Raw genomic sequence first — 21,756 nt, 5'->3', positions numbered from 1 at the left:
ATTTTACCTGATTATATTTTAAACAAACATACTTCTTTTTCTTTCTTCTAATGCTACTGTAGGTAGATATTGTGAATTATATATCCACAGATATTCCATACGTTAGCTGCCCCAGCCAGTAATAACATTCTAAGCTCTGTATTACTCCCATCCTCTTCATTCAGGGTAATCCTTCTAACCCTACTTATTACTCTTCCCTTAATTTTCTAAGCAATACTGCCAGCACTTATCAGTACTCCCGAAGGAACTCAAGAACAAGGGGAAGAGCAGGTGCCTGCCAAACATTAACATCTGCTTGTCAGTTAAGTATAGCAGGTTATCGCTAGCACTCTTAAGCTTACTGTATTCCAGAAACAGTTTCACCGAGCATGAAAAAGTAGTAATAGTCCGAAGATTGGATCTGTATGTAACTCTATTTCTATGAGAAAAAGCTTACTTATCTCTTGTCTGCTTTCCGCTTTTCACTTCCTCTCTGCTCAGACACCTGCTTCATACAGCATACAAAAGGGAGAAATTATCACTGAGCGAATCCCCTATCAGGATCAGTATCGCTTTGAAAGCTTTCGAAAAGGCACAGTACTGTTTGCCAAAGGAAATACTGCTTCTTCCCGCCTTAACTATAACTATCTATACAGCGAAATACAGTTCATAGATGTGCGGGGGGATACGCTTTCTATTGCCCCCGAACCTCTGGTAAGGTATGTCTTTATTGGTGATCATGCTTTCTACTATCATCCTGATTATGATATTTATCTGGAAGCTGTGTATGAGTCGCAGGTGCTTAGCCTGCTCATCTACAAGCGTTATCAGGTCTTTGACCGTAACACGCAGATGATCAAGGGGTATGTGGATGCCAACAAAACCTTTTACGAAAATTTTGTTTATGAGCAGGACAACCGGATAATAGCTGAAAGCTTATACGAGTTTTACAATTTACCCAGTCTGGAAGATCTGCGCATCAGCTATCAGGAAAATTACTTTTTTGTTGATAAAAATATCCGCTTCTACCCTGCCGTACGTTCCAGCCTCTGGAAGATCTTTCCTCAGTACCGACAAAGTCTCCGTGATTTTATCAGTAAAAACAAAACCAATTTTAGTAAGGAAGAAGACCTTAAAGCACTCATCCTCTATTGTCAGCAGTTTCTGGAGCAATAGAAATTGAGCATATGAAGCTGAAGTAATGATGGCAATATGTGAGCATCAATAACTTTGCCCTGCCAGCAGAGTATTTTGAAGTGCTGTCAATTTAAGGGAAGGTAGGCGGATGAAGATGAGCGAGGCAAAAAAAAATATACGTGGGTTAGACGTATATTTTCAAGGCTTAAGGTTTGATAGTGATTGGGCGAAAATTACTGCTCCCTCTGCTTTTCTTTACGCTTCGCCTTCTTGTCGGCTCTCTTTTCTTTCAGGTTCTTTTCCGGAGCTTTTTTGACATCTTTCTTGGCACCTTTGTCTTTAGACATAATCGTGAAGTTTATATAGTGAAAAAATAACTACCCCCCAGGCTTATCAGACAGGCAAACCTTTGATTCAAACGAACTGCCCGTTGTACCTGTAAAGGACAATCTGATTGATGAGAGGCTTAATGATGAACTTAAATATGGTTGTTAGCTATCCTGCTCACTTGCACCGATCATTTTGAAAAGCCAGCATACTTGAATCGCACGAGAAGTGTCTCTTGCCGAAGGTAATCATTTAATCTTACTTAAAAGCGTGCTTAAGCATAAATAACTTTAGCTCACACAAAAAGGTAAGCCATCCCCTGTTTGAGGAGCAATATTTGGTGTAAGCCCCCCTTTTTAGCCTAACATCCATCCCTGCTCATGCCTGCTTTTCCGCTTTGCTTTTAGCAATTCATGCTTTTTTTAAGAACTTTAAGGTTTATTCCTTACAAAATATACTTTTAATAAGTACATTGATCAAAATCTACACCATGACAGACGACTATTTGAAAGGGAGGGGAGCCCAATACAATGCGCACAACAAATTTGAAAGGCAGCAATATGTACAGGAGCATATTGAAGGTCTGGATGAGCCTCATCTGCGCCACCCTCAGCGGCAGGTATTTATAGAACATCCCAAAAAGATCATAAGCTATAGTGATAGCCCTGACCTGAGAAATATGTTTTCTATCAATCCTTATCAGGGGTGTGAGCATGGCTGCATCTATTGTTATGCCCGCAACTCGCATGAGTACTGGGGCTTCAGTGCCGGACTGGATTTTGAAACCAAAATCGTGGCTAAACCCAACGCTCCCCAACTCCTGATCCAACATCTACAGAAGAAATCATGGCAGGGGCAGCCAATCACTTTATCGGGCAACACCGACTGTTACCAACCCATAGAGCGAGAGCTTAAGATTACGCGTAAGCTACTTGATGTACTCCTGAAGTTTGGTAACCCGGTGAGTATGATTACTAAAAACGGCCTCATCCTTAGAGACCTGGATATATTAAAAGCCCTGTCGGAAGAAGGCTTGATACATGTCTACATTTCTATTACCTCTCTTGATGAAAAACTCCGCTCCCGGATGGAACCCCGGACAGCCAGTGCCGCGAAGAGGCTGACCACGCTGGAAAAGTTATCGGCAGCCGGTATCCCCTGCGGGGTGATGATCGCGCCTATTATTCCGGCCTTGAATGACCATGAGATTCCTGAGATCATGAAAAGAATTGCTGATGCAGGTGCCCTGGCGGCCGGTTATACCGTGGTCAGGCTCAATGGCGCTATCGGTCCTATCTTTTTAAACTGGCTGCACAAAAACTTTCCTGACAGGGCTTCTAAAGTAGAAAAACAAATCAAAGCGATGCATGGAGGACAACTCAACGATTCACAATTTGGCAGGCGTATCAAAGGGGAAGGTGTGATCTCAGACAGTATCCATCAACTCTTCACTTTAGCCTTAAATAAATATTTAGGTAAGAAGGGTATGCCCGGCTACAACACATCTGCATTCAGACCGAGTGGTACTTTACGGCTGTTCTAAATTTTAGTGCAATAGAACAGCAGTTTATTTGAACCGCTTCAATGCCCAATGTTTGGCTTTAGAGAAAAAATTATCTTTATCCTCATCGTCTTCCTGGCTGATGTCTTCAGAACCAAACAAGTAGCCAAATGGCCGAAGCGATGGAATATTATCAAATACTACTTTCAGCACGCCCAGGGCAGGGATGGCGATCAGCATCCCTATAATTCCCCATACAGCCTCTCCCAATACTACTACAATGATAGTCACCACAGGATTAAGATTTACCTTGTCGCCCACAACATAAGGTTCAAGGATATAGCTTTCTACAAACTGGGCAATTGTAAAAGTAATGCTTACTCCAATGACACCCGTAATGCCCGCAGCAGAGAAAAGGGCCATCCCAACTGTCAGAACATAGCCTATTACATTACCCAGATAAGGAATAAGAGAAAGCACAGCGGCCAGCAGCGCTATCAACATGGCATTAGGCACTCCCGAGATTGTCAGGCCAATGGTGTAAAGGATAGCGAGGAAAATGATCAGGATCAGCCTGCCAGAAAGATAGTTTTGCGATACTTCAGTTGACTTATAGAGAATTTTCTGTGCCACACCTTTCTTATGTTCAGGTATCATTTTCAGAACGGAAAGCCTGAATTTTTTCCTGTAAAGCAGAAAGAAGAAGATATAGATGAAGGTAAGCAGAAAAGTGCCCAGAAAACCGATGAATTTACCTGCCACGCTTCCTGCGCTTTGTAAAATAGCGCCGGATGTGCCTTTTCCTGAAGATGGGGAAGTTTGTCTGCTCTGTGCCTGCTGCTGTGTGCTATCCTGAGGCGCAGCCTTTTGATTTTCCCCTTTAGCTTTTGGCGAAGCCGAATCAGCATTACCAGGGATGGTTTCCGCTATTTTCTGCTCTTGCTCCCGCACTGAAATGCCCGTCTTTTTAGCAATGTACTCTTGCAACTGCTCTATCTTAGGCTCAATTCTTTGCTTGATCTCTGGCCAGTCATCTGCCAAACTCTCAACCTGACTCCCGACTAATGTGAACAGAATGAGAAAGAAAGACATGATGATCAAAACTGAGAAAAAAGAAGCCCACCCCCTGTTTATTTTTTTTCTTTCAAACCATCTGCAGACAGGCAGCATTACCATCGCAAGTAAGGCAGCTACGGAAAGAGGAACCAAGAATGCCTTTGCCTGTACGAGTCCCCAGAAAAAGAAAGATAAGCTTACTACGATTAATGCAAAATAAGTGAGGATGTACTTCAACCTCATTTTCATGATAGATTAAAAAATTTAAAGGCATATAAAATCTTTCAGCGATTTAAACTGGAAAGAGTCTTATTTGTTTAATGGTATATTCAGGCTTGTATTTTTTTATTTGAACCAAAAAATCAAATACTCTCAAGTGTAATTGCCTGGCTTTATATTTACCTATTGTGAAGCAATACTGTCTTAGCAACTGAACATTAATTTTTTAAACTATTACTTAATTTCAGAAATTATGCAACATACTGATCAGTGTGAATCAGAAAACAACAAGTACCGACAAGCCAAAGCACATCATTCTGGAAAAACAAATAAGTCTATCGCAATGAAAAATCATGCTCACCACCAAAAAGTAACATGGAACCGCGCCTACATTTTTAGGACAATGATAGACGGAGCACTGCTTGTACTTCCTTTAGCGATTATTCTTTTTGCACTTTATTTACTTTTTAGGTTTGTTTTTAATCTTCTGGTGCCAATCAGTGCTATTTTAACTACAGGCAGCGAAGAACCTCACTGGTCGGTCAATATTATTTCGCTTGTCATCCTGCTACTTTTCCTGTTTGCTGTGGGGCTTGCTACACGTAATAGATCTGGAAAGTTTTACTACACCTACTTTGAAAGAAATTACCTGAGCCAAATTCCTCTCTATACCACCGTAAAAGATACGGTACAGCAATTCAGCGGGCTCAAGAAAATGCCTTTCAGCCAGGTAGTACTGATAGATCCTTTTAAGACCGGTGTCCTCATGACTGGCTTTGTAACCGAAGAAGTTTCCAAGGACATATTCACCGTTTTTGTACCTACCGCTCCCAACCCGACCAACGGCAACATCTATCATGTACCCAAGGAGTGCGTTCAGTTTTTGAAAGTAGGCACCGACAAGGCCATGCGTACGGTTGTAAGTATGGGAACTGGCTCTACATGCCTCTTTTCTGAAAATAATTCGGCACACTTAAATGCTGAAAACCCAAGGCCTTAAGATTTGTTAATCAGATACTGACAGTAAATCATTGCTATTTTTTTCTTCTAAGCCTGAAGCTTTAGGCTTAGAAACTATTTTTTTTATTAAGGGCACTTCAATCACTTCCGATATTCTATCAGAGGTTGTGAAAAAAATATTTAAAAAAAAGGTAAAAGCTTACAAATCGCTCAATTAATAGTCTTACAACTACAAGGCTGATATTTTACAGATTTGTTGATCATACCATTCATTTACTACTCGTTTTAATACAAAGTCATAATACTTTGATTTATTTTTAATAAACAGGTTTTTTATATATTAAAATTTCATTCATACAGATCAATTTTTAGGATATATGCAACAGATATTCTTTTTCTTCGTAACTTAACAATATCAAAGGGCATAGATTAAAGATGAACTTAGTCAGCAAACATTGTCCTGAGGTGGAGCAAAAAGAGTAAAACCAATTACCCTCCTTAATAGGAAAAAAAGGAGTGAAGCCAGAGATTCTTGCCAGCAATAGCTGGCAAGAATAATCCAATAGATAAATCAAAGCGCTGTCATCAAAAATCAGTGCTATAGTACTTATATTTTTTTTAACATAACACTTAAATTATTAAAGCCGGAGCAGATGAAACCCCATCTGCGACATCTCATATAAAAATTCAGCAGTGACGAACTGAGGTTCGCCTGAAAGTAATGTACTGAGAATATATACCTAACCGGTTTATAATAACCTTCATTTAATTTATTGTAAAAAAGCATCCCCCAAGGTCTAAGTACCTGAAGGGTATATTTGATGTATTGCTTTGCAAATACTAAAAAGCCTGTAAGTCTAGTGCTTTAAATCACAAAAAGAGAGGGAGATATCCTGAATCAAGTTTGCCTCTGGCAGGCTATGATTCGGGATAAACCCACAAAACTACAAAAAGAGTAATCACATGATTGAATTTGATTTCTTTGACTTCGTTTTTTTACCCTTGATGATCTTTATTGCCAGGGTATCAGACGTAACTTTGGCTACAGTAAAACTGATGTTTGTAGTCAATAACGCGCGTAAATTCGCGGCCATACTAGGCTTTTTTGAAGCCCTGATTACCATACTGGCTTTGTCGCGCATTATGCAAGATGCCAGCAATATGGCTGCTTATGTTATGTATGCGGCCGGCTTTGCTGCCGGAACCTATATAGGAATGCGTATTGAGGAAAAGCTGGCTTATGGTAGTGTAGTAATCAGAATCATCAGCAAGAAAATTCCGGACACTTTGCTGATACATCTGTCAGAAAACCGCTATCGTTACTCCATGGTAGATGCCAATGACCAGTCGGGAAATACCCAGATTCTATTTACGGTATGTAAGCGTAGTAAAGTCAGTACGTTTCTGCGTAATCTGGAGAACATCGCACCAGAAGCACTATATACGATTGAAGGAGTAAAACAGGTGAGCCATGATTTACTCCCTGAACACCAAAAAACCTCAAAACCAAACCTGTCCCGTATGCTTTCTTCCTGGGGTAAAAGAACGCAGGCAGCCTTCTACCATTGGTAGATTTATAATAAAATTTAACAAATTGGGGTAACACATAGCTGTATCTATTGGCATAAATTCATTGTCAATGGGTACAGCTTTTTTTAATAAAAATGAAGAATCTCCATATCGTAACTTTCTTGCAAAACCGATATGTTGGCAATATTTGAGGATTTACTGAGCCAGCCTGAAGGGTGGGTACTGCCCGGCAAGACCTTAACGATCTATGGCATTATTAGAACCTATGGCATAGGCTATGTCCTAAAGCAGGACATACTGTTGTTTACTGATGTAGGTGAGCCTGCCAGCGATGCTGACTGAGGTATATATGTAATCCCTGAGTTTTGTCAGACCATCATGGAGACTGCTAATATAGATACTATCTAAAGTTGATTAACACCACCTGGAAGAGGACAAAACCATGCTGAGTAGCCTGGTAGACCTTGCCATAGACAGTGATAAAAAACTATTGGTAGCTGAGCGTGCGAATGGAGAAGGACTTTTGTTAACTTTTAATTAGCCTGGCGAGTATTGTAATGTACTCCCGCAAGCTGATATGTATATTGCCCTAAGCAGGTTTGACATGCCAGCTACATTTGAATTTGGCCTCTCCTGGCAGTCATCTCATGAACTCAAAATCAAATAGACGAAACGACATCAGCTGTTAACTTACTAGTCCTCGTATAGCTCAACGTAATATTCTTCCACCCGCTGGAAAGCAGTATCCGCTACTTTAGTTTTGCCTAGCTTCAACAATATTTCCCCCCTTAAGCGGTGCGCATCACTCGCTACATATGAGTCAGGAAAGCTACGGGCAGAACGTGTTAAGAACTGAAAAGCGGAATCCAATTTACCCTCAGTGTACAAAGTTTTGCCCTGCTGATAGTCCTGCAACCAGAGGCGGGCAGTGGGAGCCATACGTTCAGCTTCCTGAAGTACCTGGAAAGCTGGAATTTTGATGTGACTGTACTTCTCCTCTATTGGAGGAACCGCTTCATCAAAGAAACCAATCAATGCCTGCAGATAGGCCTGTGCTTCCCGCAGATTATAGGCTTCCTGCCTCAAACGTTGTTCTTCCGATGGATTGGTAAAGAATGTTGCTTCTCCAATGATACCGGGAACACCATAGCTGTGCCGAAGAACAGCAGTACCTGCTGTGGGAAAAATCGTATGATCGGAGGCAATGCTGATGAGGCTATCTTCCGGGAAAAGAGCGGACAGTAATTGTCTTCCTACCAATCTTGCGAGTTTGACGCTGGCCTCATTTTCAGTAGCATTGGCATGATAGTATATGATAGGAAAGTTCACCGAAGTATCAGCCGCTGCATTATGGTGGATGGACAGCAAAACGTCCGCACCTTTGTCTTTAGCTAATTCCGCTCGCTCCTGTAATCCTACCTGTACATCTTCAGTGCGGGTCATCACTACCTGAGCTCCTTCATTTTCAAGTAGATCTTTTAAATATCGGGCTACCCTGAGATTGATCCATTCTTCACGCTCTCCTCCCACCCCCACCCTGTAGGAATCTATTTCAGCAGTACCCCCATGACCGGCATCTACGCAGATCACTTTTCCTTCCAAGCCAGAAGCAGAAGTACTTGTCTCCGGGGGCTTACAGCAGGATAAAAAAAGGACAATGAGACAGGATGATAGAATTAGGCTATAACGTAAAGTAGATATTTTATGCATTGATTTTGATTTAGGATAGAAGTCGGTAGCCGGAAACAACAGACTTCGGTCTTCAGTCGCCCGACTTCCATCTTCATATTTCTTCCACCTCAGAAAGGTCAAGGGGAAAGCCAGGGAGCACTGTATTGCCGTATCATTGTTCGTCAAGATCATTTGACTGTTGCCAGGCGGCTGCCGCTCTATCAGGAATAAATTCAAGTTAGACCCTGAAATAAATTCAGGGTAAACTTTTTAATTTTCCATCTTCCAGAAGGCGATGCCTCCGGCCTGCTTGCCCAGTTCGGCATAAGCGACACGCCTGCCTTTCTTCAGGTCAATCACTTCCATCGTGCCCGGCTCTCCTCCTATGCCTTCTACAGAAACAAAAGCATAACGGCTGTCGGGCGACATGGCTACTCCATGCGTAACTTTGCGAAGGTTCTCTATGCGGGCGATTTCTTTTTTCTTCCTCAAATCCCAGACACCGGTACTGCCATCGCTTTTGTAGCTTACGACCAGTTTGCTGCCATCTGGCGTGATGTCCAGATTATACGGCCCTTTGCCCCCTTTGAATCGGTCAACGATCTTCCAGGCATCCAGATCAACCTCCAGAATTTCATCGGAGCCATTACCAGCTACATAAGCCAGCGGCTTGGTAGGGTGAGGCATCACCCAGGTAGGCTTGGTGGGTGAATGCTGATGCTCCATCGCTGCCATATCGCTCATCGTAGCCATCGTATTGTTGTCACTCATATTATGACCTTCGTGTATGGCATGAGCATCTTCCATTTCAGGGTCAATCGCTTCGTTGGTATCCAGCTTGAGAATACGCGATACTTCCAGCGTCATGGTATTGATCTCAAAAAGTTCTCCTGACATCATGCCTACCGAATATTGATGCATCCCATCGGGCGTAATGCGGGAGCCGTGCGGCATGGTGCCTACTGTCACCTGCTTGAGTTCACTCATCGTTTCAGGGTCTACTACCGAAATGGTACTCGGCACCATGTCGCCATGCAGATTGAAATTGACGACAAAGAGCAAACCATTGGCCGGTGAGATCTGCATGGAAGCAGGGAATAATCCCAGAGTCGTTTCTCCTACTTTCTCATCACTGCCAGTTTCAAACTTATAGAGATAGCCAAAAGGATTACCGTGCGCCATAGACAGGTACCAATGCTTGCCATCAGGGGCTACAGTCATGCCGTGGGGCCCTTCTATTTCTGCCGGCCATACGCCTACCGGAATGCGCTTGATGGTCTCAGCCTTCTCGCCATCAAACTTGATCAGGGCCACCTCATCTTCCGACTCGGCAGCGACATACACATAATAATCCTGTGCCTGTAGCGTGTGCAAACATATCAGGATGATGGCTGCACTTATGCATATTTTTTTCATACTTCTTCGCTATTTAATATTTGACTTTCCAAAACTTCAGTGTCCTCTGCGACAATTCCATTGCGGGTAACACTGAAGTGGCAGGTAGCTATTTGTCTAACGACTTTCCAGCTTGGTTTCTTCAGGCTTTTCCGGCTCCAGCTTGGCTGCCCAAAGGCCGCTGTTCCAGTCGGAGTAGAAAATATGGCCTTTGTAGGGCTGTGCGCCCCAGGTAAATGGCGCATTGGGAATATATCCCTCAGGATCACCGGGGATAATCCAGGCAATCTCCCTGCCCTGCTTGTACAGGTCGCCCATCAGCTCTCCACTGATATCTACTACCCTAACGCCCCCATTGTAGAAAGCAGCATAGAGCAGTTCATTCTCTTCATCCACCCAGTAGTTGTGCGAGCCGGCATTGGGCACCTCAAAACGTGCGATTTCATCGGGATTATCCATATCGCTGAAGTCAATGAAGTGGAGGAAGCCGGCGGCCATATTTTCCTTGTTTACATCCAGGCCGTAGGGAAAGATTTCATCGCCTCCGATCACATAAAACTTGCCGGTTGACTTGCTCTTAAACGGGAAGGTAGCATGATTGGCTCCGCTGGGATAGGCGTAGCTGGCAAACTGCTGGGGATTCTCCGGCGAGCCTCCGGCTATACCATTCCCCACGTCTACCAGTTGAATCCCATCCGACCAGTTGGAAGAGTAGGCGATGCCATCCTGCACCCATACATCGTGGATGGAGTGGGCAGGCGTTTCCAGCTCAAACTTGCTGACGATCTTAGGCTGCTCAGGGTCTTTGATGTTGATGACATAGTATTTCTGTCCGGCACTTAATGCATACACATACCCTTCGGAGATGAAAAGGTTATGCACCCCTCCGGTCAGGTTTTCGGTGAAGGTAGAGATCACTTCCGCTTCGCGGGGATTGGTGACATCTATGATGACGATACCATTCTTACGGTTAGAGGCTCCTTCCCGGCTGATGATGCAGAGCGTACCATCTTCCGACACTTTCACATCGTTTACGGTACGGGCATCTACCTGTATGCTGTCTATGCGCTCAATGGCGGCAGGATTGGTCACATCCCAGAAATAGGCTTTGCCATCGGCACCCCAGGTTCCGGTCACGGCATAATCACGCCCATCTACACCTTCCCACACCCAGAAGTCGGAAGTATGCTTGTCGTCTACCGAACCCTGCCCTACCAGCTCTATCTTACGATCCACATCGCGGGGCACGATCTTGACGGTCTGGCGGGCTACATAGGGACCGGAAGCGGCCATGATGGTATACATACCTGCTACATCGGCCACAAAGCGCCCATCCTGTTTGATCAGGCCGGAGGCGCTACTGGATACATCATCGGCTTTGCCCTCAAAAGAGTAAGTAAGCGGTGCATCGCTAATTTCATTGCCTTCTTTGTCCATTACTTTGGCAGTGAAGTGGAATACATCTCCGGTCCGGGCTTCCTGCATATCACTTTCCAGCTTTACCTCGCTGGCAGGAAAGGGTACTACATTTACATTTATTTTGCTTTCTATGTTTCCGGTAGCAACCGTGACGGTCGTCTTGCCGGGCTTATGGGCTTTGAGGTTGAGGTAAGGGTCAGTGGAAGCTACGGCAGGATCAGTGCTGCTGGTACTAAGCTGTACTTCTTCCCTCACCATATCCATTTCATCCATAACAGTAACTTTAAGAGGAAGGGTGGTACCTGCATAGATTTCGGAAGGCACTTCTTCTATTTTGATCTCGCTAACAGGCGGATAGTTAACCCTCACCGGATAGTCCAGACGCAGGCGCTCACCACCGGCAGTGCGGGGCGTGATGATGATCAACTGATGCTCTCCCGGCTGGTGAGCAGTAACGAGTCCGGTGGTGTCTACTTCTACCGCTTTGCCTTTGCGGGAATAAAAAAACAGTTGTTGACCGGGCACTTCATTGCCATTAGCATCTACTACCTTGGCCTTGATCTGGGCAGTCTTTTCTACATCCAATGTCAGCTCGGCAGGTTCGGCTACGATCTTTAATTCCTGCGCCACTAGCGCGGTGACAGAATATAATATCAGGAACAGGCTTATCCGGAATACTTTCATGCTATGTTTGGTTAGGTGAATTCCTAAAAATAGGCATAGCAAGCCGTTTTTCCATCAGGGAAACAATAATATTATGCTGTTAAGGTGTAGTAGTGTTATGCTTTGATTGGCTAATTAAGTACTGCTTGGACATGCTGTGAACTTTGCCTGACAAATTACTGAGTGCTCAGAAAATTCCGAATGACTGAGTTCGTATGCTCAGGATTCTCCAACGCCACATCATGTTTAGCATCAGGTATTTCAGTCATTACACTATTGGATATCATCATTTGGTTATCCTGCAGCGCTACGGCTGAAAGGAAACCATCCTCACTGCCCCGAAGTAACAAGCTGGGCGCTACTATAGAACGAACCGCTTCGCCCGGATGACCACAGTCTGACCCATCCATCCATAAATCACGGAACATCACACATAATTGATCAAGCCTGGGATCCGGACTCAGCCGGTGATAATCCTTTACCAGTTCGGGCATATTCTTTTCCATGAGCTTAGGTTCCAAACACATAAACTCTTCCCAGTTTGGCTTGCCCTGTTCTGCTGTTACCCTTGAACCAATGGTGATTAGATGAGCTACTCGTTCCCGATGTCTGGCAGCCATGCGGTACGCAATGATTCCTCCATCACTATGGCCTATGATCGTTACCTTATTGATGTTGAGATGCGAAAGGAGTGCCAACGTATCTTCTTCCATCATCTGGTAGGTTAGTGGATTATCACCCAGCCCGGACTTTCCCTGTCCCCTGCTGTCCAGGCCTATCAGGTAAAAATCTTTAGCCAGACTTTGGGCCAGAGGGTTCAGCGTTACCATATGCCTCAGCCCACCGTGCAGAAAAAGTAAGGGTGGATTGTCAGGATTGCCCTGCGTTTCGTAATATAATTTAGCATCTTCAGTCTGGAGGTAAGCGCCGCTCTTATGATCAAACATCTCTCATTTTTGTGTCTAAATAGAGAGTTAAGCCTTTGTTGAACAGAAATGTTTAGTTGCTTGGGAGTTATTATGATGCTTATAAATATAAGTTACTGCTTTGCTTAAACTTGCGGGAGATGGAGGCTTGGATTATTGAGCCTACAGCATGTTTACCACATTTACGCTACGCTAAACTTGTGGGAGGGGCTTCATTTCATTACAATACAACGTCTAACTAAAATGAGTATGCGCCTCAGTTGCTAGATGCACTGAAATGTCCTGTACGAATTAAATTATCAGATAGCTCAGTTCGCATATTCATCTTAGTGTCTGTTATCAGCTTTACTCAAATTTCCAGTTCCGGATACGAGTATACACTTTAGCCACAGGATCAGTGAATCGATAGTATTGGTCTCTTACTTTGGTTAATATTCCCAAAGAACCATCTTGTGGCTGAGTTAGCTCTTTCATTAGTTGAGAAGGGTTAGTTACACCCAAATCTTTAGCTGCTGTGTAAATAGGTCCAGAGAATATTTCATCTGCATCTTCATCTGCAAAGAGTTTTAGCAATAACTCACGTTGTTCTGATGATTTAACTGCAGAGTGATAAATGTCCTCATAAATAGTTTTTAATCTGCCTTTACATACCTTATCATTAAGATTTTGTATGGTTTCATGATCCACTGAACTCTGTCCAAGTTCGAAGGCCTCAAATAGAGCTTGCTTTCCTAATAAATGTACAAAATATGGAAAGCCTTCTGCCTGACCAATTATAGCATGTTTTGCAGGTTCTGAGAAAGTGATTTCGTGATCAACTTTGTGTTCAGCTCTTGAAATTATACCATACATTTCCTCAGAAGGCATTTTTTCGACTTCAATTGCATGTAGTTGACGGCCAATAGACGTGTGATCTACAATCAATTCTGTGATGGTATTTGCAATTCCAGAGACAGCAAATTTTATGAATTCATTAGAACAGGTCTTGACTATTGAACCAAATCCAGTTTTGTCGGCAAGGACATCAAATTCATCAACAATTATTAGTAAACCAGTTTTGCTTTGGTTGTCTTTTTGTATTGTTCCTAATACTGTTTTGAATTGTTGGATTAGATCATCTGAAAGGTGAGTAGAGTATACAGCTTCATCACTACCACCTGCCTCTACTTTTATCCCCATTAACCCAGCTGCCCCCCCAGATTTGAATGTCTCTTTTATTTGTTCAAGTTTCCTATCGCCAGTCTTAGTCAGTGAAAACAATGAAGGGTTATTATTATCACCAAACAGAATTCTTTTTAGCAAGTCCCCAACATTGGAAGTGTAGTTATCACAACTGACATAATGTGTTAAGTAATTAAACCCTTTTTTAGGTAAATATTTTTCTATTTTCAGCATTTTGGGAAGCCTGTCATTGCCTTGAGCTATCAACTTTACTTGTTGAGCAATAGAAGATTTACCAACTCCCCTTAATCCGTGTACTGCTAGAAATGAGCCTCCCTCACTTAATGCAAGAATTGAGTTTTTAATTTCTTCTTTCCTTCCAACGAAAAAGTCGGGGTCGGTAATTTCCTTGGAGGGAAAGAATGCAGATTGTATTTTGTCAATGCTCATGTCTAGTTCTTAAGTTTTGCTGATTACATCTGGATAAAGTGCACAGTGCACTTTATCTGCAAAACATCTTTTGTGCTAAACTAATAGATTTTTGATCTTTTTAAAACTGTATAGCCTCCCTCCAGCAAGTTACGCTTCGCTAAACTTGTGGACGATATATACGCATCAAGCTTTCAGCTTGATTGTTAAGCTACGAATGGAATAAGCCTTGCGGCAAGCCGATTCAATTACCTGTGAGGCTCCTGGGTGATGAGGGAGGTGCTCCTTCATGGCTGAAGAGGTTCTTTAGCAAGGAGGCAGCTTTGCGGAAGGGCTACTGAGCCTCACGGGTGAAGGCGCAGCGAAAAAAAATGGCTCATGAGGGTCTTCAGCGCCTCCGCCTGCCAGATTTGTCACCGGAGAGCCTCACCCGTGATTTGGCAGGCTTTTTCTTACCTCATATTTTTCTTTTCGTTACAAATCTATCTGTTAAATCCCTGAGTAAAAAGGCTGATTTCTGAGCATTTTGGCGTATGTATTTCTCACAGGCGTTTCCAAAGCTTTGCACAAAACACACTTCCCTTACACCTTCTATATATTGGCTGACTCACACATTTTTTTACATCAAAAACGCAAAGTTTTTGTCAGGCTAAAGCACTGAAAATCAAAATTATATCATCATGAAGAATCAACAAAAGTTTATCAAGCAGTTGTTTGTAGCGCTCTACAATGTACTCAGTAATCCTGAGTTAGTCAGCCTGTTTTCAAAGTTCAATTACAATGAGAAAAGGCTCAGGGAAGGCATGAGCGATTTGGATACCCTTAAAAGTCTGACTCAGCTACGAGACAAAGCCGCGGAAGAAGCACGTGCAGCTACCGCCCGGCTCAATCAAGCCAAAACTACTTTACTGGCACTCTTCAACATCCACCTGGAAACCGCCAGGCTGGCGTATAAAAGAGAAGCGGAGCAGGTAGATCATCTCAAAATCTGTGGACGTCGTAAAAAACGCTACGATTGAATGGCTGAATCAGGCAGAACGCTTTTATGCTACTGTGCCCCAGGCTATGTTGCTGAAGTACAACGTAAGGGAGGAGGAACTCAATCAGGCGAGTCAGATGGTTCAGCAGGTCATGGAACTGCTTGCCCTGCAGGCCAGTGCCAAAGCGAAGGTGCAGGACCTTACCCAGCAAAGAAATCAGCAGTTGGAAGTCATGAAGCAGTGGATGCAGCAGTTTATGCAAATCGCCAAAGTAGCTACAAAAGATTCTCCCCAGCAGATGGAAGCCCTGGGCATCGTAGTTCCTTCGTGATGGGTGAATTGATCGTTTGTGAGACACAAACTTTGGCGGAAACGATGGCGGAGAAAGGGACTTCCTGTCTAGGTCTTCCAGTATAGGATACATATGGGGTGGCTATCAAACGCCTCCGTTTAAGTCCCGGCCTGGAAGTCTCACAAACGGATAATTTTGTCGCCACTGTTTGTGTCTCACAAACAGCTTAGTACATATTTTATCACGACTTCAACAGATAAGATATAGCACTTAATTTGTATTATTATTAATATGGAACTGAACAAGCTTTACTTTTATACCGCTACTATCTTAGACTGGAAGCCTCTCCTTAGCGATAATAAGTACAAGGATTTAATTATTGAGAGCCTTACTTATCTGGTAAAGAAAGGGTGTATAAAGATGTACGGCTTCGTTATAATGCCTAATCACATCCACCTAATATGGGAATTATTAAAGATGAATGGAAAAGAGCTGCCTCATGCCAGCTTCATGAAGTTTACCAGCCATCAGATACGCAAAGATTTAATGCTGCATCATCCTGTAAGTTTGTCATATTATCAAGTCAATAGCCTTACTCGTGTACATCAGTTTTGGCAAAGAGATGCTTTACCGATATACCTTTACTCTCCAAAAGTGATTTATCAGAAGCTTGATTACATTCATCGCAATCCGGTGCGAGCTAAGTGGATGTTAGTTGCCAGTCCTCCGGAATATCATTACTCTTCTGCTAAGTTTTATGAAACTGGGATTGATACATTTGGATTGCTTACTCATATAGGGGAGCGGATATAAGCTTCACGGCTCTTATTGTAGTGAGCGTCGTCGTGCTAATCGTTTGTGTCTCACAAATGATGGCGGAGTGTAGTCAGAAAGTTTGTGAGACTTCCAGGCCGGGACACAAACTTTGGCGGAGAACGGAACACCCCAGTGACTTCCAGACGAGAAACAAACGATGGCGATAGAAAAAGTGTAGTGCTGTGCTGAAAAGCTGTATTTGATACTATAGGATTTGCGGATATTTTCATTATTTTGAACACGCATTGACAACCCTACACAACCTAACTTATACGCATGAAGGCTCAATTTACTGCTGTACTGATTTCATTTGCTTTACTGCTTCATTATTCATTCTCCTTCGCTCAGTCTTATCCACAACTCTCTGATCAAACTCGTCTGGAACGCCTGCAGGCCCCACAGGGAAAGATCCGCATGGTACTGGACACCGACACCTACAATGAAATTGACGATCAGTTTGCCGTAGTCTATGCTTTGCTTTCTCCTGAGCAGTTAGAGGTAGAAGCTCTCTATGCCGCTCCTTATCTCAACGACCGTTCTACCAGCCCGGCCGACGGCATGCAGAAGAGTTATGAGGAGATACTGAGACTGCTGGATAAGCTGGGTAAATCTCCTGATAATTTTGTCTACAAAGGCTCCGATGCTTTCCTGCAAAGCGTGGATCAGCCTATCCAGAGCGATGCCGCCCAAGACCTGGTGGAAAGAGCTATGTCATCAAGCGAACCGCTATACGTACTGGCAGTTGGTGCACCTACCAATGTGGCCTCAGCCCTTCTGATGGAGCCGGAGATCGTCAACAAGATCGTAGTGGTCTGGCTGGGAGGCAAAGGACTGCAATGGCGCAGAGCCAGCGAGTTTAATCTGCAACAGGACATCATTTCATCGCAGGTTATTTTTGATTCCGGTGTTCCGCTGATACAGTTACCTACGCAGCCGGTTACTTCGCACCTGCTCACCACTGTGCCGGAGATTGAAAAGCATCTGCAGGGGCAGGGAGCCATAGGGGATTATCTGGTAGAGATATTTAAGGACTACCATCAGGAGCATTATGCCTGGTCAAAGGTAATCTGGGATATTTCGGCAGTAGCTTATATGATCAATGCGAGCTGGTTTGAAACTGAGCTTGTCCATACCCCCATACTTACCGATCAGCAGACTTATAGCTTTGATAATACCCGCCCTCTGTATAGAGTGGCGACTTATCTGCATCGCGACCCGATATTCAGGGATATGTTTCGGAAGGTAGAACAGTATAATATTGATTAAGCCAGACCTTTGGAGAGGTACCACTGAGGGTTAGGGTTGCTTTTGAAATATGGGGAAGCATTCTATTTAAATCGGACAAAATAATACCTGCCCTGCTTTCTTATTGTTGCAAGGGCTTATAGAAAAGCATAATACCTTAAATACAATATTAGTGTTATACAAAAATTAGTTATATTGAGTAATAGCGTGAGTTTCAAAGTATTTTATTGAAATCTGAGCTCATCAGCACACATCTACCGCTCTTATACGATCTACCTTATTACTAATAAATACGTCATGACACTACAATTCAGAAAAGGCTGGAATCAGGTGGCACCTAAGTTCGCCAATGCCAATGATGCTGCCATGATCCGATTGCTTAACCCTGATGAAGCTTTGATTCAAACCGTCTTGAATGAAGCTCATTTGAATGGAGGCTGGACTGATACCGCTACCAAAAACCTTTTTCAATGCGCTTCCAGATCTAATGGGCCCATAGTTTCAATTAGAGCTGGAGCGCACCAAGTTGAGGATCAGGAAAATGGCTTTCAACTGCATATTGGTGCCTTATACAATAATGTAAACTGGCACTTAAATATACAGCAAACTATAAGCGGGCGTATGTATATTTCTTCCGTTAGCAGAGGGAACCCTCGTGAACCTGACTATCATCGTGAAGAAAGAACAGGGCCTATTCCTCATCATTAATGGTTCAACAAACTGTAATGCGTACCGTCTATTGCTTTATTATTTTTTCTCAAGAGGTATAACCCCATCATTGAAACAAAAAAAATGAAAAATCATGATAGAACAACGATTCAGAAGCGGAGTGCGGTATTTATGGAATAAGCCCAACGATACATTTGGTCCCTTAAATGGTGCTATTGTACCTAATGTAGGGGTAGCTACTAATCTAAGCTATGATGGGTTGGACGGTCATCCGGCAGTCATAGACCCTCTTCTTTTGCTTGGTAACCCGGCCAATGTATTAGGATTTGCTGTGGGTATGGTAAATGTGCCATATACCTGGCTTGACTACGCTCCCAGACGCACCGCTAGAGTGGCTATTGGTGTCAACGATATTCTTTCAGGTTATATGAGTGGTTGCCTGATCATACGTGGAACATACGGTGGTGCCATGAGTGCCTTTCATGTGGGAACAATTGATGGGGATGATGCAGCCAGCCGAGAATCCAACAGGACTGTAAAACAACAATTTGCGCAAAACCTGCCGGCAGATGCCACTGGTTTTAATCCTTTGGCAGCCTGGCCAGCCCCAGATATTACTGCGGTACAGACTAACCTTGGTGGTCCTGCTAATTCAGTCAGCAGAATTTTTGCGTTGATGACAACAGTCGGTACTTTTTACTCCATCCTTATGCTGAATGTGAAAGATAACACACAGCAATGGCAAAATCCTGCCGGTCGTAGATATTGGTGTGTGGGGGGGATAAGGCAAATGGCTCCCATGAACCGCATCATGCTTATGGCCAGGTTAGTTGGGTAAACTAACAGGCATTCAAAGAGCACTGTACACAAATATCTAATGTTTTTTATTTACTTAAGATCCTATCTTTCTTTGTAAAGCTACCCTAAAATACTTGACAACCTAAAACCACTCACTACTGCAAATGCTTCGCCAGGAAGTCCTCCAGTTCTACCGGCTGCAGGTCTTTGGCAATGATTTTTCCTTCACTCTCCAGCAGATAGTTTGTAGGGAATCTATTGATGGCTAATTCGGCAGATTCTTTGCCGTCTTTGTCCCAATACTGCGGCCAGCTCAATTGAAATCTGTCAATAGCTTTCATCCACATTTCCTGGTACTTGATCCGGTCGGTAGAGATGCCCACGATTTCAAAGCCCTGCTCACGGTACTTGTCATGGGTTTCCCGCAGGTGCGGAAACTGCGCGATACAGGGGCTGCAGTTGCTGTACCAGAAATCCACAAAGGTGTACTGATTGTTGGTGAAATCAGCATGGCTGATCAGGTAACTCCTGCAAGTCAGTATCCACTGTCTCAAGGGATGGAAATGGTTTTCCCGGCGCAAGCTTTGCCGCTACTTGCAGCTTTTCTCCTAACACTTTCCCTGGATAGGTATTTTTTAGAGCATCGGAAAAATGCGCATAAGTTGATGCATAGATATCTTCGTAGCCCACCATACTAAATAGCTCCACCAATTTCCAAAGTGCTAAATAAGAGTCAGGGTGGTCAGCTACATACTGCATCAGTACGCTGTCACTGAGGGCATACATGCTTTTGTACTCTTTTTCAAGTTCAAGCGCAATCTCATCAGGAATTTCATTCTGATATTTTTGCCGCAGGCCGGCCCGTCTTTCATTATATCGTGTTCTTCTTTGGTATATAGGTTCAAAAGCGGCAGTAAAATCCGCCTGATATTCCCTCATTGACTGGTTATCTACTTCAGGCACTTCCCTGTTTGCCTTTATATTGATAGTTATTGATTGTTGACCCGCTTCTATGACAAAAATTCGGGAAGTATAGCTATTTTCATATTGTAAGGTAAAACCTAAAGGATAGGGAATATCTCCGCTAAAATGAAAGCTATTATTTTCTACTATGACCTGTATCACTTCAACATTCTCAGGATAATACTCGGCATGATGTAAAGGCATTAGCATTAGCTTACCGGTATCCGCATTAATCTTTCCCTCAATCTCAAAGGGATAAAGCTTGCTATCCTGGGCAAGAAGGACAGAGCTCTGAAATACCAAGAAGAAAAGGGTGGCTAATAGTAAGGTTAGGCGTATCATGCTTGATGGTCGGTTTAGTTGTATTGATTAAGAGTATTACGTGTAAAGCCTTAGCATTATTTTGTAATGCATGGGTTTTTCAACATAACTCAACCTGAAATAGAAGAAATTAAGTGTTTATACTTCAATAAAAGTACTTCACTGCTCAACAAATAATAGTTCATACGAACACGCTTGGAAAAAACGCTCTGCTTGTATTTCAACAAAAACATAGGCAAAGAAGCAGTTTGACCATGCTTAGGATAAAAATCGCAGTAATTAAGCCTGGACCACATTCTTTATTATAGTCAAAAAATTATTGTAATAGTATAATTTACCAAACTACATTACATATTCTGATAAATTCCTGTATTCTTACGTAATATAGAGAGATGGCGCATTAATTGACTGAATGAATCTCTCCAATATTATAATCATAGGATGGTTATTTTTTTTCATGATCATCCTCATTATCGTAATCAGTGACAAGCTTAAGAAGAGAAGGCTGAAAAAAATTCTTAAGCAAAAAAAACGTATCTTAGGTAAAAGGAAACACGCATAAGCTTTCTTACCTACTACCCCCTTTATGGATCACCCTTTTCAAAAGAACCTCAAAGTCATCATTACCGGCGTCACCGGCATGGTGGGTGAAGGCGTGCTCATAGAATGTTTACAGCATGAAGATGTACAAGAAATACTGGTCGTCAACAGAAGAAGCTGTGGAGTAAGGCACCCTAAACTCAAAGAGATTATTCACAAAGACTTTTTTGACCTTTCACCCATTGAAGACCAATTGAGCGGCTACCATGCCTGCTTTTTTTGCCTGGGCGTATCTTCGGTGGGTAAGAAAGAAGCAGAATATTATCACCTTACTTACGAACTGACGATGAACACTGCTAAGGTGCTCTCCAGATATAACGATGAGATGACGTTCTGCTACATTTCAGGAGCAGGGACCGATAGTACTGAACAGGGAAAGATTATGTGGGCAAGAGTAAAAGGCAAGACAGAAAATGACCTGATGGAACTGCCTTTCAAGGCAGTCTATAATTTTCGTCCCGGCTTTCTGGAGCCGACCAGTGGCATGAAAAATATCAAGTATTATAAATACGTCAGTTGGCTCATTCCTGTCCTCAGAAAAATTGCTCCCAAATATATTTGCTCACTCAGGGAATTAGGTCAGGCTATGATTCATACTGCACAGAAAGGCTACGAAAAACACATATTGGAAGTGCGAGATATCGTGAGCCTGACCAGGAGTTAACCCTTCGAAAACTGCCCTGCGACTTCTTATCTTAT

Annotated in this window: 20 protein-coding genes; 12 read left to right on the top strand and 8 right to left on the bottom strand. The window is 43.1% G+C overall.

Going from position 1 to position 21,756, the window contains the following annotated elements:
- The first annotated feature begins 420 nt into the window (after positions 1 to 420).
- Positions 421 to 1,155: a hypothetical protein gene (locus tag OKW21_RS06655; protein ID WP_277478497.1), complete on the top strand. Its 735-nt coding sequence runs from the start codon at positions 421 to 423 to the stop codon at positions 1,153 to 1,155.
- 778 nt (positions 1,156 to 1,933) lie between these two features.
- Positions 1,934 to 2,986, top strand: a complete 1,053-nt coding sequence (locus OKW21_RS06650) for a PA0069 family radical SAM protein (protein ID WP_277478495.1) — start codon at positions 1,934 to 1,936, stop codon at positions 2,984 to 2,986.
- A gap of 24 nt (positions 2,987 to 3,010) precedes the next feature.
- Here OKW21_RS06650 and OKW21_RS06645 read toward each other — a convergent pair whose 3' ends face one another.
- A complete protein-coding gene (locus tag OKW21_RS06645; protein ID WP_277487619.1) occupies positions 3,011 to 4,243 on the bottom strand; it encodes an AI-2E family transporter in 1,233 nt (410 codons plus the stop codon).
- A gap of 229 nt (positions 4,244 to 4,472) precedes the next feature.
- Between OKW21_RS06645 and OKW21_RS06640 the strand changes: the two genes are divergently transcribed.
- The 3 genes from OKW21_RS06640 to OKW21_RS06630 all read left to right on the top strand — a co-directional run bounded on the left by OKW21_RS06640 (position 4,473) and on the right by OKW21_RS06630 (position 7,051).
- Positions 4,473 to 5,219, top strand: a complete 747-nt coding sequence (locus OKW21_RS06640) for a DUF502 domain-containing protein (protein ID WP_277478493.1) — start codon at positions 4,473 to 4,475, stop codon at positions 5,217 to 5,219.
- Positions 5,220 to 6,142: 923 nt separating this feature from the next.
- Positions 6,143 to 6,751 (top strand): DUF2179 domain-containing protein, encoded by a 609-nt coding sequence (locus OKW21_RS06635; RefSeq protein ID WP_277478491.1) that lies wholly within the window; start codon positions 6,143 to 6,145, stop codon positions 6,749 to 6,751.
- A gap of 132 nt (positions 6,752 to 6,883) precedes the next feature.
- Positions 6,884 to 7,051 (top strand): hypothetical protein, encoded by a 168-nt coding sequence (locus tag OKW21_RS06630; protein ID WP_277478489.1) that lies wholly within the window; start codon positions 6,884 to 6,886, stop codon positions 7,049 to 7,051.
- Between the two features lie 351 nt (positions 7,052 to 7,402).
- On the opposite strand, the gene OKW21_RS06625 is transcribed toward OKW21_RS06630, so the two are convergent.
- The 5 genes from OKW21_RS06625 to OKW21_RS06605 all read right to left on the bottom strand — a co-directional run bounded on the left by OKW21_RS06625 (position 7,403) and on the right by OKW21_RS06605 (position 14,394).
- A complete protein-coding gene (locus OKW21_RS06625) occupies positions 7,403 to 8,572 on the bottom strand; it encodes an N-acetylmuramoyl-L-alanine amidase (protein ID WP_277478488.1) in 1,170 nt (389 codons plus the stop codon).
- A 78-nt stretch (positions 8,573 to 8,650) separates the two neighbouring features.
- Positions 8,651 to 9,796: a YncE family protein gene (locus OKW21_RS06620; protein WP_277478487.1), complete on the bottom strand. Its 1,146-nt coding sequence runs from the start codon at positions 9,794 to 9,796 to the stop codon at positions 8,651 to 8,653.
- A gap of 96 nt (positions 9,797 to 9,892) precedes the next feature.
- Positions 9,893 to 11,878, bottom strand: a complete 1,986-nt coding sequence (locus OKW21_RS06615) for a hypothetical protein (RefSeq protein WP_277478486.1) — start codon at positions 11,876 to 11,878, stop codon at positions 9,893 to 9,895.
- 155 nt (positions 11,879 to 12,033) lie between these two features.
- A complete protein-coding gene (locus OKW21_RS06610) occupies positions 12,034 to 12,804 on the bottom strand; it encodes an alpha/beta fold hydrolase (RefSeq protein WP_277478485.1) in 771 nt (256 codons plus the stop codon).
- 324 nt (positions 12,805 to 13,128) lie between these two features.
- On the bottom strand, positions 13,129 to 14,394 hold the full coding sequence (locus tag OKW21_RS06605; protein WP_277478483.1) for a Cdc6/Cdc18 family protein: 1,266 nt from the start codon (positions 14,392 to 14,394) through the stop codon (positions 13,129 to 13,131).
- A 659-nt stretch (positions 14,395 to 15,053) separates the two neighbouring features.
- Between OKW21_RS06605 and OKW21_RS06600 the strand changes: the two genes are divergently transcribed.
- From OKW21_RS06600 to OKW21_RS06575, 6 genes are all read left to right on the top strand, one after another.
- Positions 15,054 to 15,392, top strand: coding sequence for a hypothetical protein (locus tag OKW21_RS06600; RefSeq protein WP_277478481.1), 339 nt, complete (start codon positions 15,054 to 15,056; stop codon positions 15,390 to 15,392).
- The gene (locus tag OKW21_RS06595) at positions 15,364 to 15,684 is read left to right on the top strand and encodes a PQLLE family protein (protein WP_277478479.1); all 321 of its coding nucleotides are present in this window, start codon (positions 15,364 to 15,366) and stop codon (positions 15,682 to 15,684) included. The genes OKW21_RS06600 and OKW21_RS06595 overlap by 29 nt, the downstream gene beginning before the upstream one ends.
- Positions 15,685 to 15,936: 252 nt before the next feature.
- A complete protein-coding gene (locus OKW21_RS06590) occupies positions 15,937 to 16,458 on the top strand; it encodes a transposase (RefSeq protein WP_277478478.1) in 522 nt (173 codons plus the stop codon).
- Positions 16,459 to 16,737: 279 nt separating this feature from the next.
- The gene (locus OKW21_RS06585; protein ID WP_277478476.1) at positions 16,738 to 17,727 is read left to right on the top strand and encodes a nucleoside hydrolase; all 990 of its coding nucleotides are present in this window, start codon (positions 16,738 to 16,740) and stop codon (positions 17,725 to 17,727) included.
- Between the two features lie 276 nt (positions 17,728 to 18,003).
- The gene (locus OKW21_RS06580; RefSeq protein WP_277478475.1) at positions 18,004 to 18,414 is read left to right on the top strand and encodes a hypothetical protein; all 411 of its coding nucleotides are present in this window, start codon (positions 18,004 to 18,006) and stop codon (positions 18,412 to 18,414) included.
- Between the two features lie 94 nt (positions 18,415 to 18,508).
- Positions 18,509 to 19,213, top strand: a complete 705-nt coding sequence (locus OKW21_RS06575) for a hypothetical protein (RefSeq protein WP_277478473.1) — start codon at positions 18,509 to 18,511, stop codon at positions 19,211 to 19,213.
- 115 nt (positions 19,214 to 19,328) lie between these two features.
- Here OKW21_RS06575 and OKW21_RS06570 read toward each other — a convergent pair whose 3' ends face one another.
- Both OKW21_RS06570 and OKW21_RS06565 read right to left on the bottom strand, forming a co-directional pair.
- A complete protein-coding gene (locus tag OKW21_RS06570) occupies positions 19,329 to 19,727 on the bottom strand; it encodes a peroxiredoxin family protein (RefSeq protein ID WP_277478471.1) in 399 nt (132 codons plus the stop codon).
- A complete protein-coding gene (locus tag OKW21_RS06565) occupies positions 19,678 to 20,478 on the bottom strand; it encodes a DUF4369 domain-containing protein (protein ID WP_277478470.1) in 801 nt (266 codons plus the stop codon). Before OKW21_RS06565 ends, OKW21_RS06570 begins: the two co-directional genes overlap by 50 nt.
- A 565-nt stretch (positions 20,479 to 21,043) precedes the next feature.
- On the opposite strand from OKW21_RS06565, the gene OKW21_RS06560 reads away from it, so the two are divergent.
- A complete protein-coding gene (locus OKW21_RS06560) occupies positions 21,044 to 21,721 on the top strand; it encodes an NAD-dependent epimerase/dehydratase family protein (protein WP_277478467.1) in 678 nt (225 codons plus the stop codon).
- Positions 21,722 to 21,756 lie beyond the last annotated feature (35 nt).

The organism is Catalinimonas alkaloidigena (assembly GCF_029504655.1).
Classification (GTDB): Bacteria; Bacteroidota; Bacteroidia; order Cytophagales; family Cyclobacteriaceae; genus Catalinimonas; species Catalinimonas alkaloidigena.
The sequence above is the reverse complement of the archived record's forward strand: the minus strand, read 5'-3'. Positions and strand labels throughout refer to the sequence as shown.

Excerpts from the sequence above, each read along its gene's own strand:
- OKW21_RS06605 (WP_277478483.1), bottom strand. The coding sequence starts at position 14,394 with ATGAGCATTGACAAAATACAATCTGCATTCTTTCCCTCCAAGGAAATT.
- OKW21_RS06635 (WP_277478491.1), top strand. The coding sequence starts at position 6,143 with ATGATTGAATTTGATTTCTTTGACTTCGTTTTTTTACCCTTGATGATC.
- OKW21_RS06630 (WP_277478489.1), top strand. The coding sequence starts at position 6,884 with ATGTTGGCAATATTTGAGGATTTACTGAGCCAGCCTGAAGGGTGGGTA.
- OKW21_RS06645 (WP_277487619.1), bottom strand. The coding sequence starts at position 4,243 with ATGAGGTTGAAGTACATCCTCACTTATTTTGCATTAATCGTAGTAAGC.
- OKW21_RS06640 (WP_277478493.1), top strand. The coding sequence starts at position 4,473 with ATGCAACATACTGATCAGTGTGAATCAGAAAACAACAAGTACCGACAA.
- OKW21_RS06610 (WP_277478485.1), bottom strand. The coding sequence starts at position 12,804 with ATGTTTGATCATAAGAGCGGCGCTTACCTCCAGACTGAAGATGCTAAA.
- OKW21_RS06580 (WP_277478475.1), top strand. The coding sequence starts at position 18,004 with ATGACACTACAATTCAGAAAAGGCTGGAATCAGGTGGCACCTAAGTTC.
- OKW21_RS06620 (WP_277478487.1), bottom strand. The coding sequence starts at position 9,796 with ATGAAAAAAATATGCATAAGTGCAGCCATCATCCTGATATGTTTGCAC.
- OKW21_RS06650 (WP_277478495.1), top strand. The coding sequence starts at position 1,934 with ATGACAGACGACTATTTGAAAGGGAGGGGAGCCCAATACAATGCGCAC.
- OKW21_RS06560 (WP_277478467.1), top strand. The coding sequence starts at position 21,044 with ATGGATCACCCTTTTCAAAAGAACCTCAAAGTCATCATTACCGGCGTC.
- OKW21_RS06600 (WP_277478481.1), top strand. The coding sequence starts at position 15,054 with ATGAAGAATCAACAAAAGTTTATCAAGCAGTTGTTTGTAGCGCTCTAC.
- OKW21_RS06565 (WP_277478470.1), bottom strand. The coding sequence starts at position 20,478 with ATGATACGCCTAACCTTACTATTAGCCACCCTTTTCTTCTTGGTATTT.
- OKW21_RS06575 (WP_277478473.1), top strand. The coding sequence starts at position 18,509 with ATGATAGAACAACGATTCAGAAGCGGAGTGCGGTATTTATGGAATAAG.
- OKW21_RS06625 (WP_277478488.1), bottom strand. The coding sequence starts at position 8,572 with ATGATCTTGACGAACAATGATACGGCAATACAGTGCTCCCTGGCTTTC.
- OKW21_RS06590 (WP_277478478.1), top strand. The coding sequence starts at position 15,937 with ATGGAACTGAACAAGCTTTACTTTTATACCGCTACTATCTTAGACTGG.
- OKW21_RS06615 (WP_277478486.1), bottom strand. The coding sequence starts at position 11,878 with ATGAAAGTATTCCGGATAAGCCTGTTCCTGATATTATATTCTGTCACC.
- OKW21_RS06655 (WP_277478497.1), top strand. The coding sequence starts at position 421 with ATGAGAAAAAGCTTACTTATCTCTTGTCTGCTTTCCGCTTTTCACTTC.
- OKW21_RS06585 (WP_277478476.1), top strand. The coding sequence starts at position 16,738 with ATGAAGGCTCAATTTACTGCTGTACTGATTTCATTTGCTTTACTGCTT.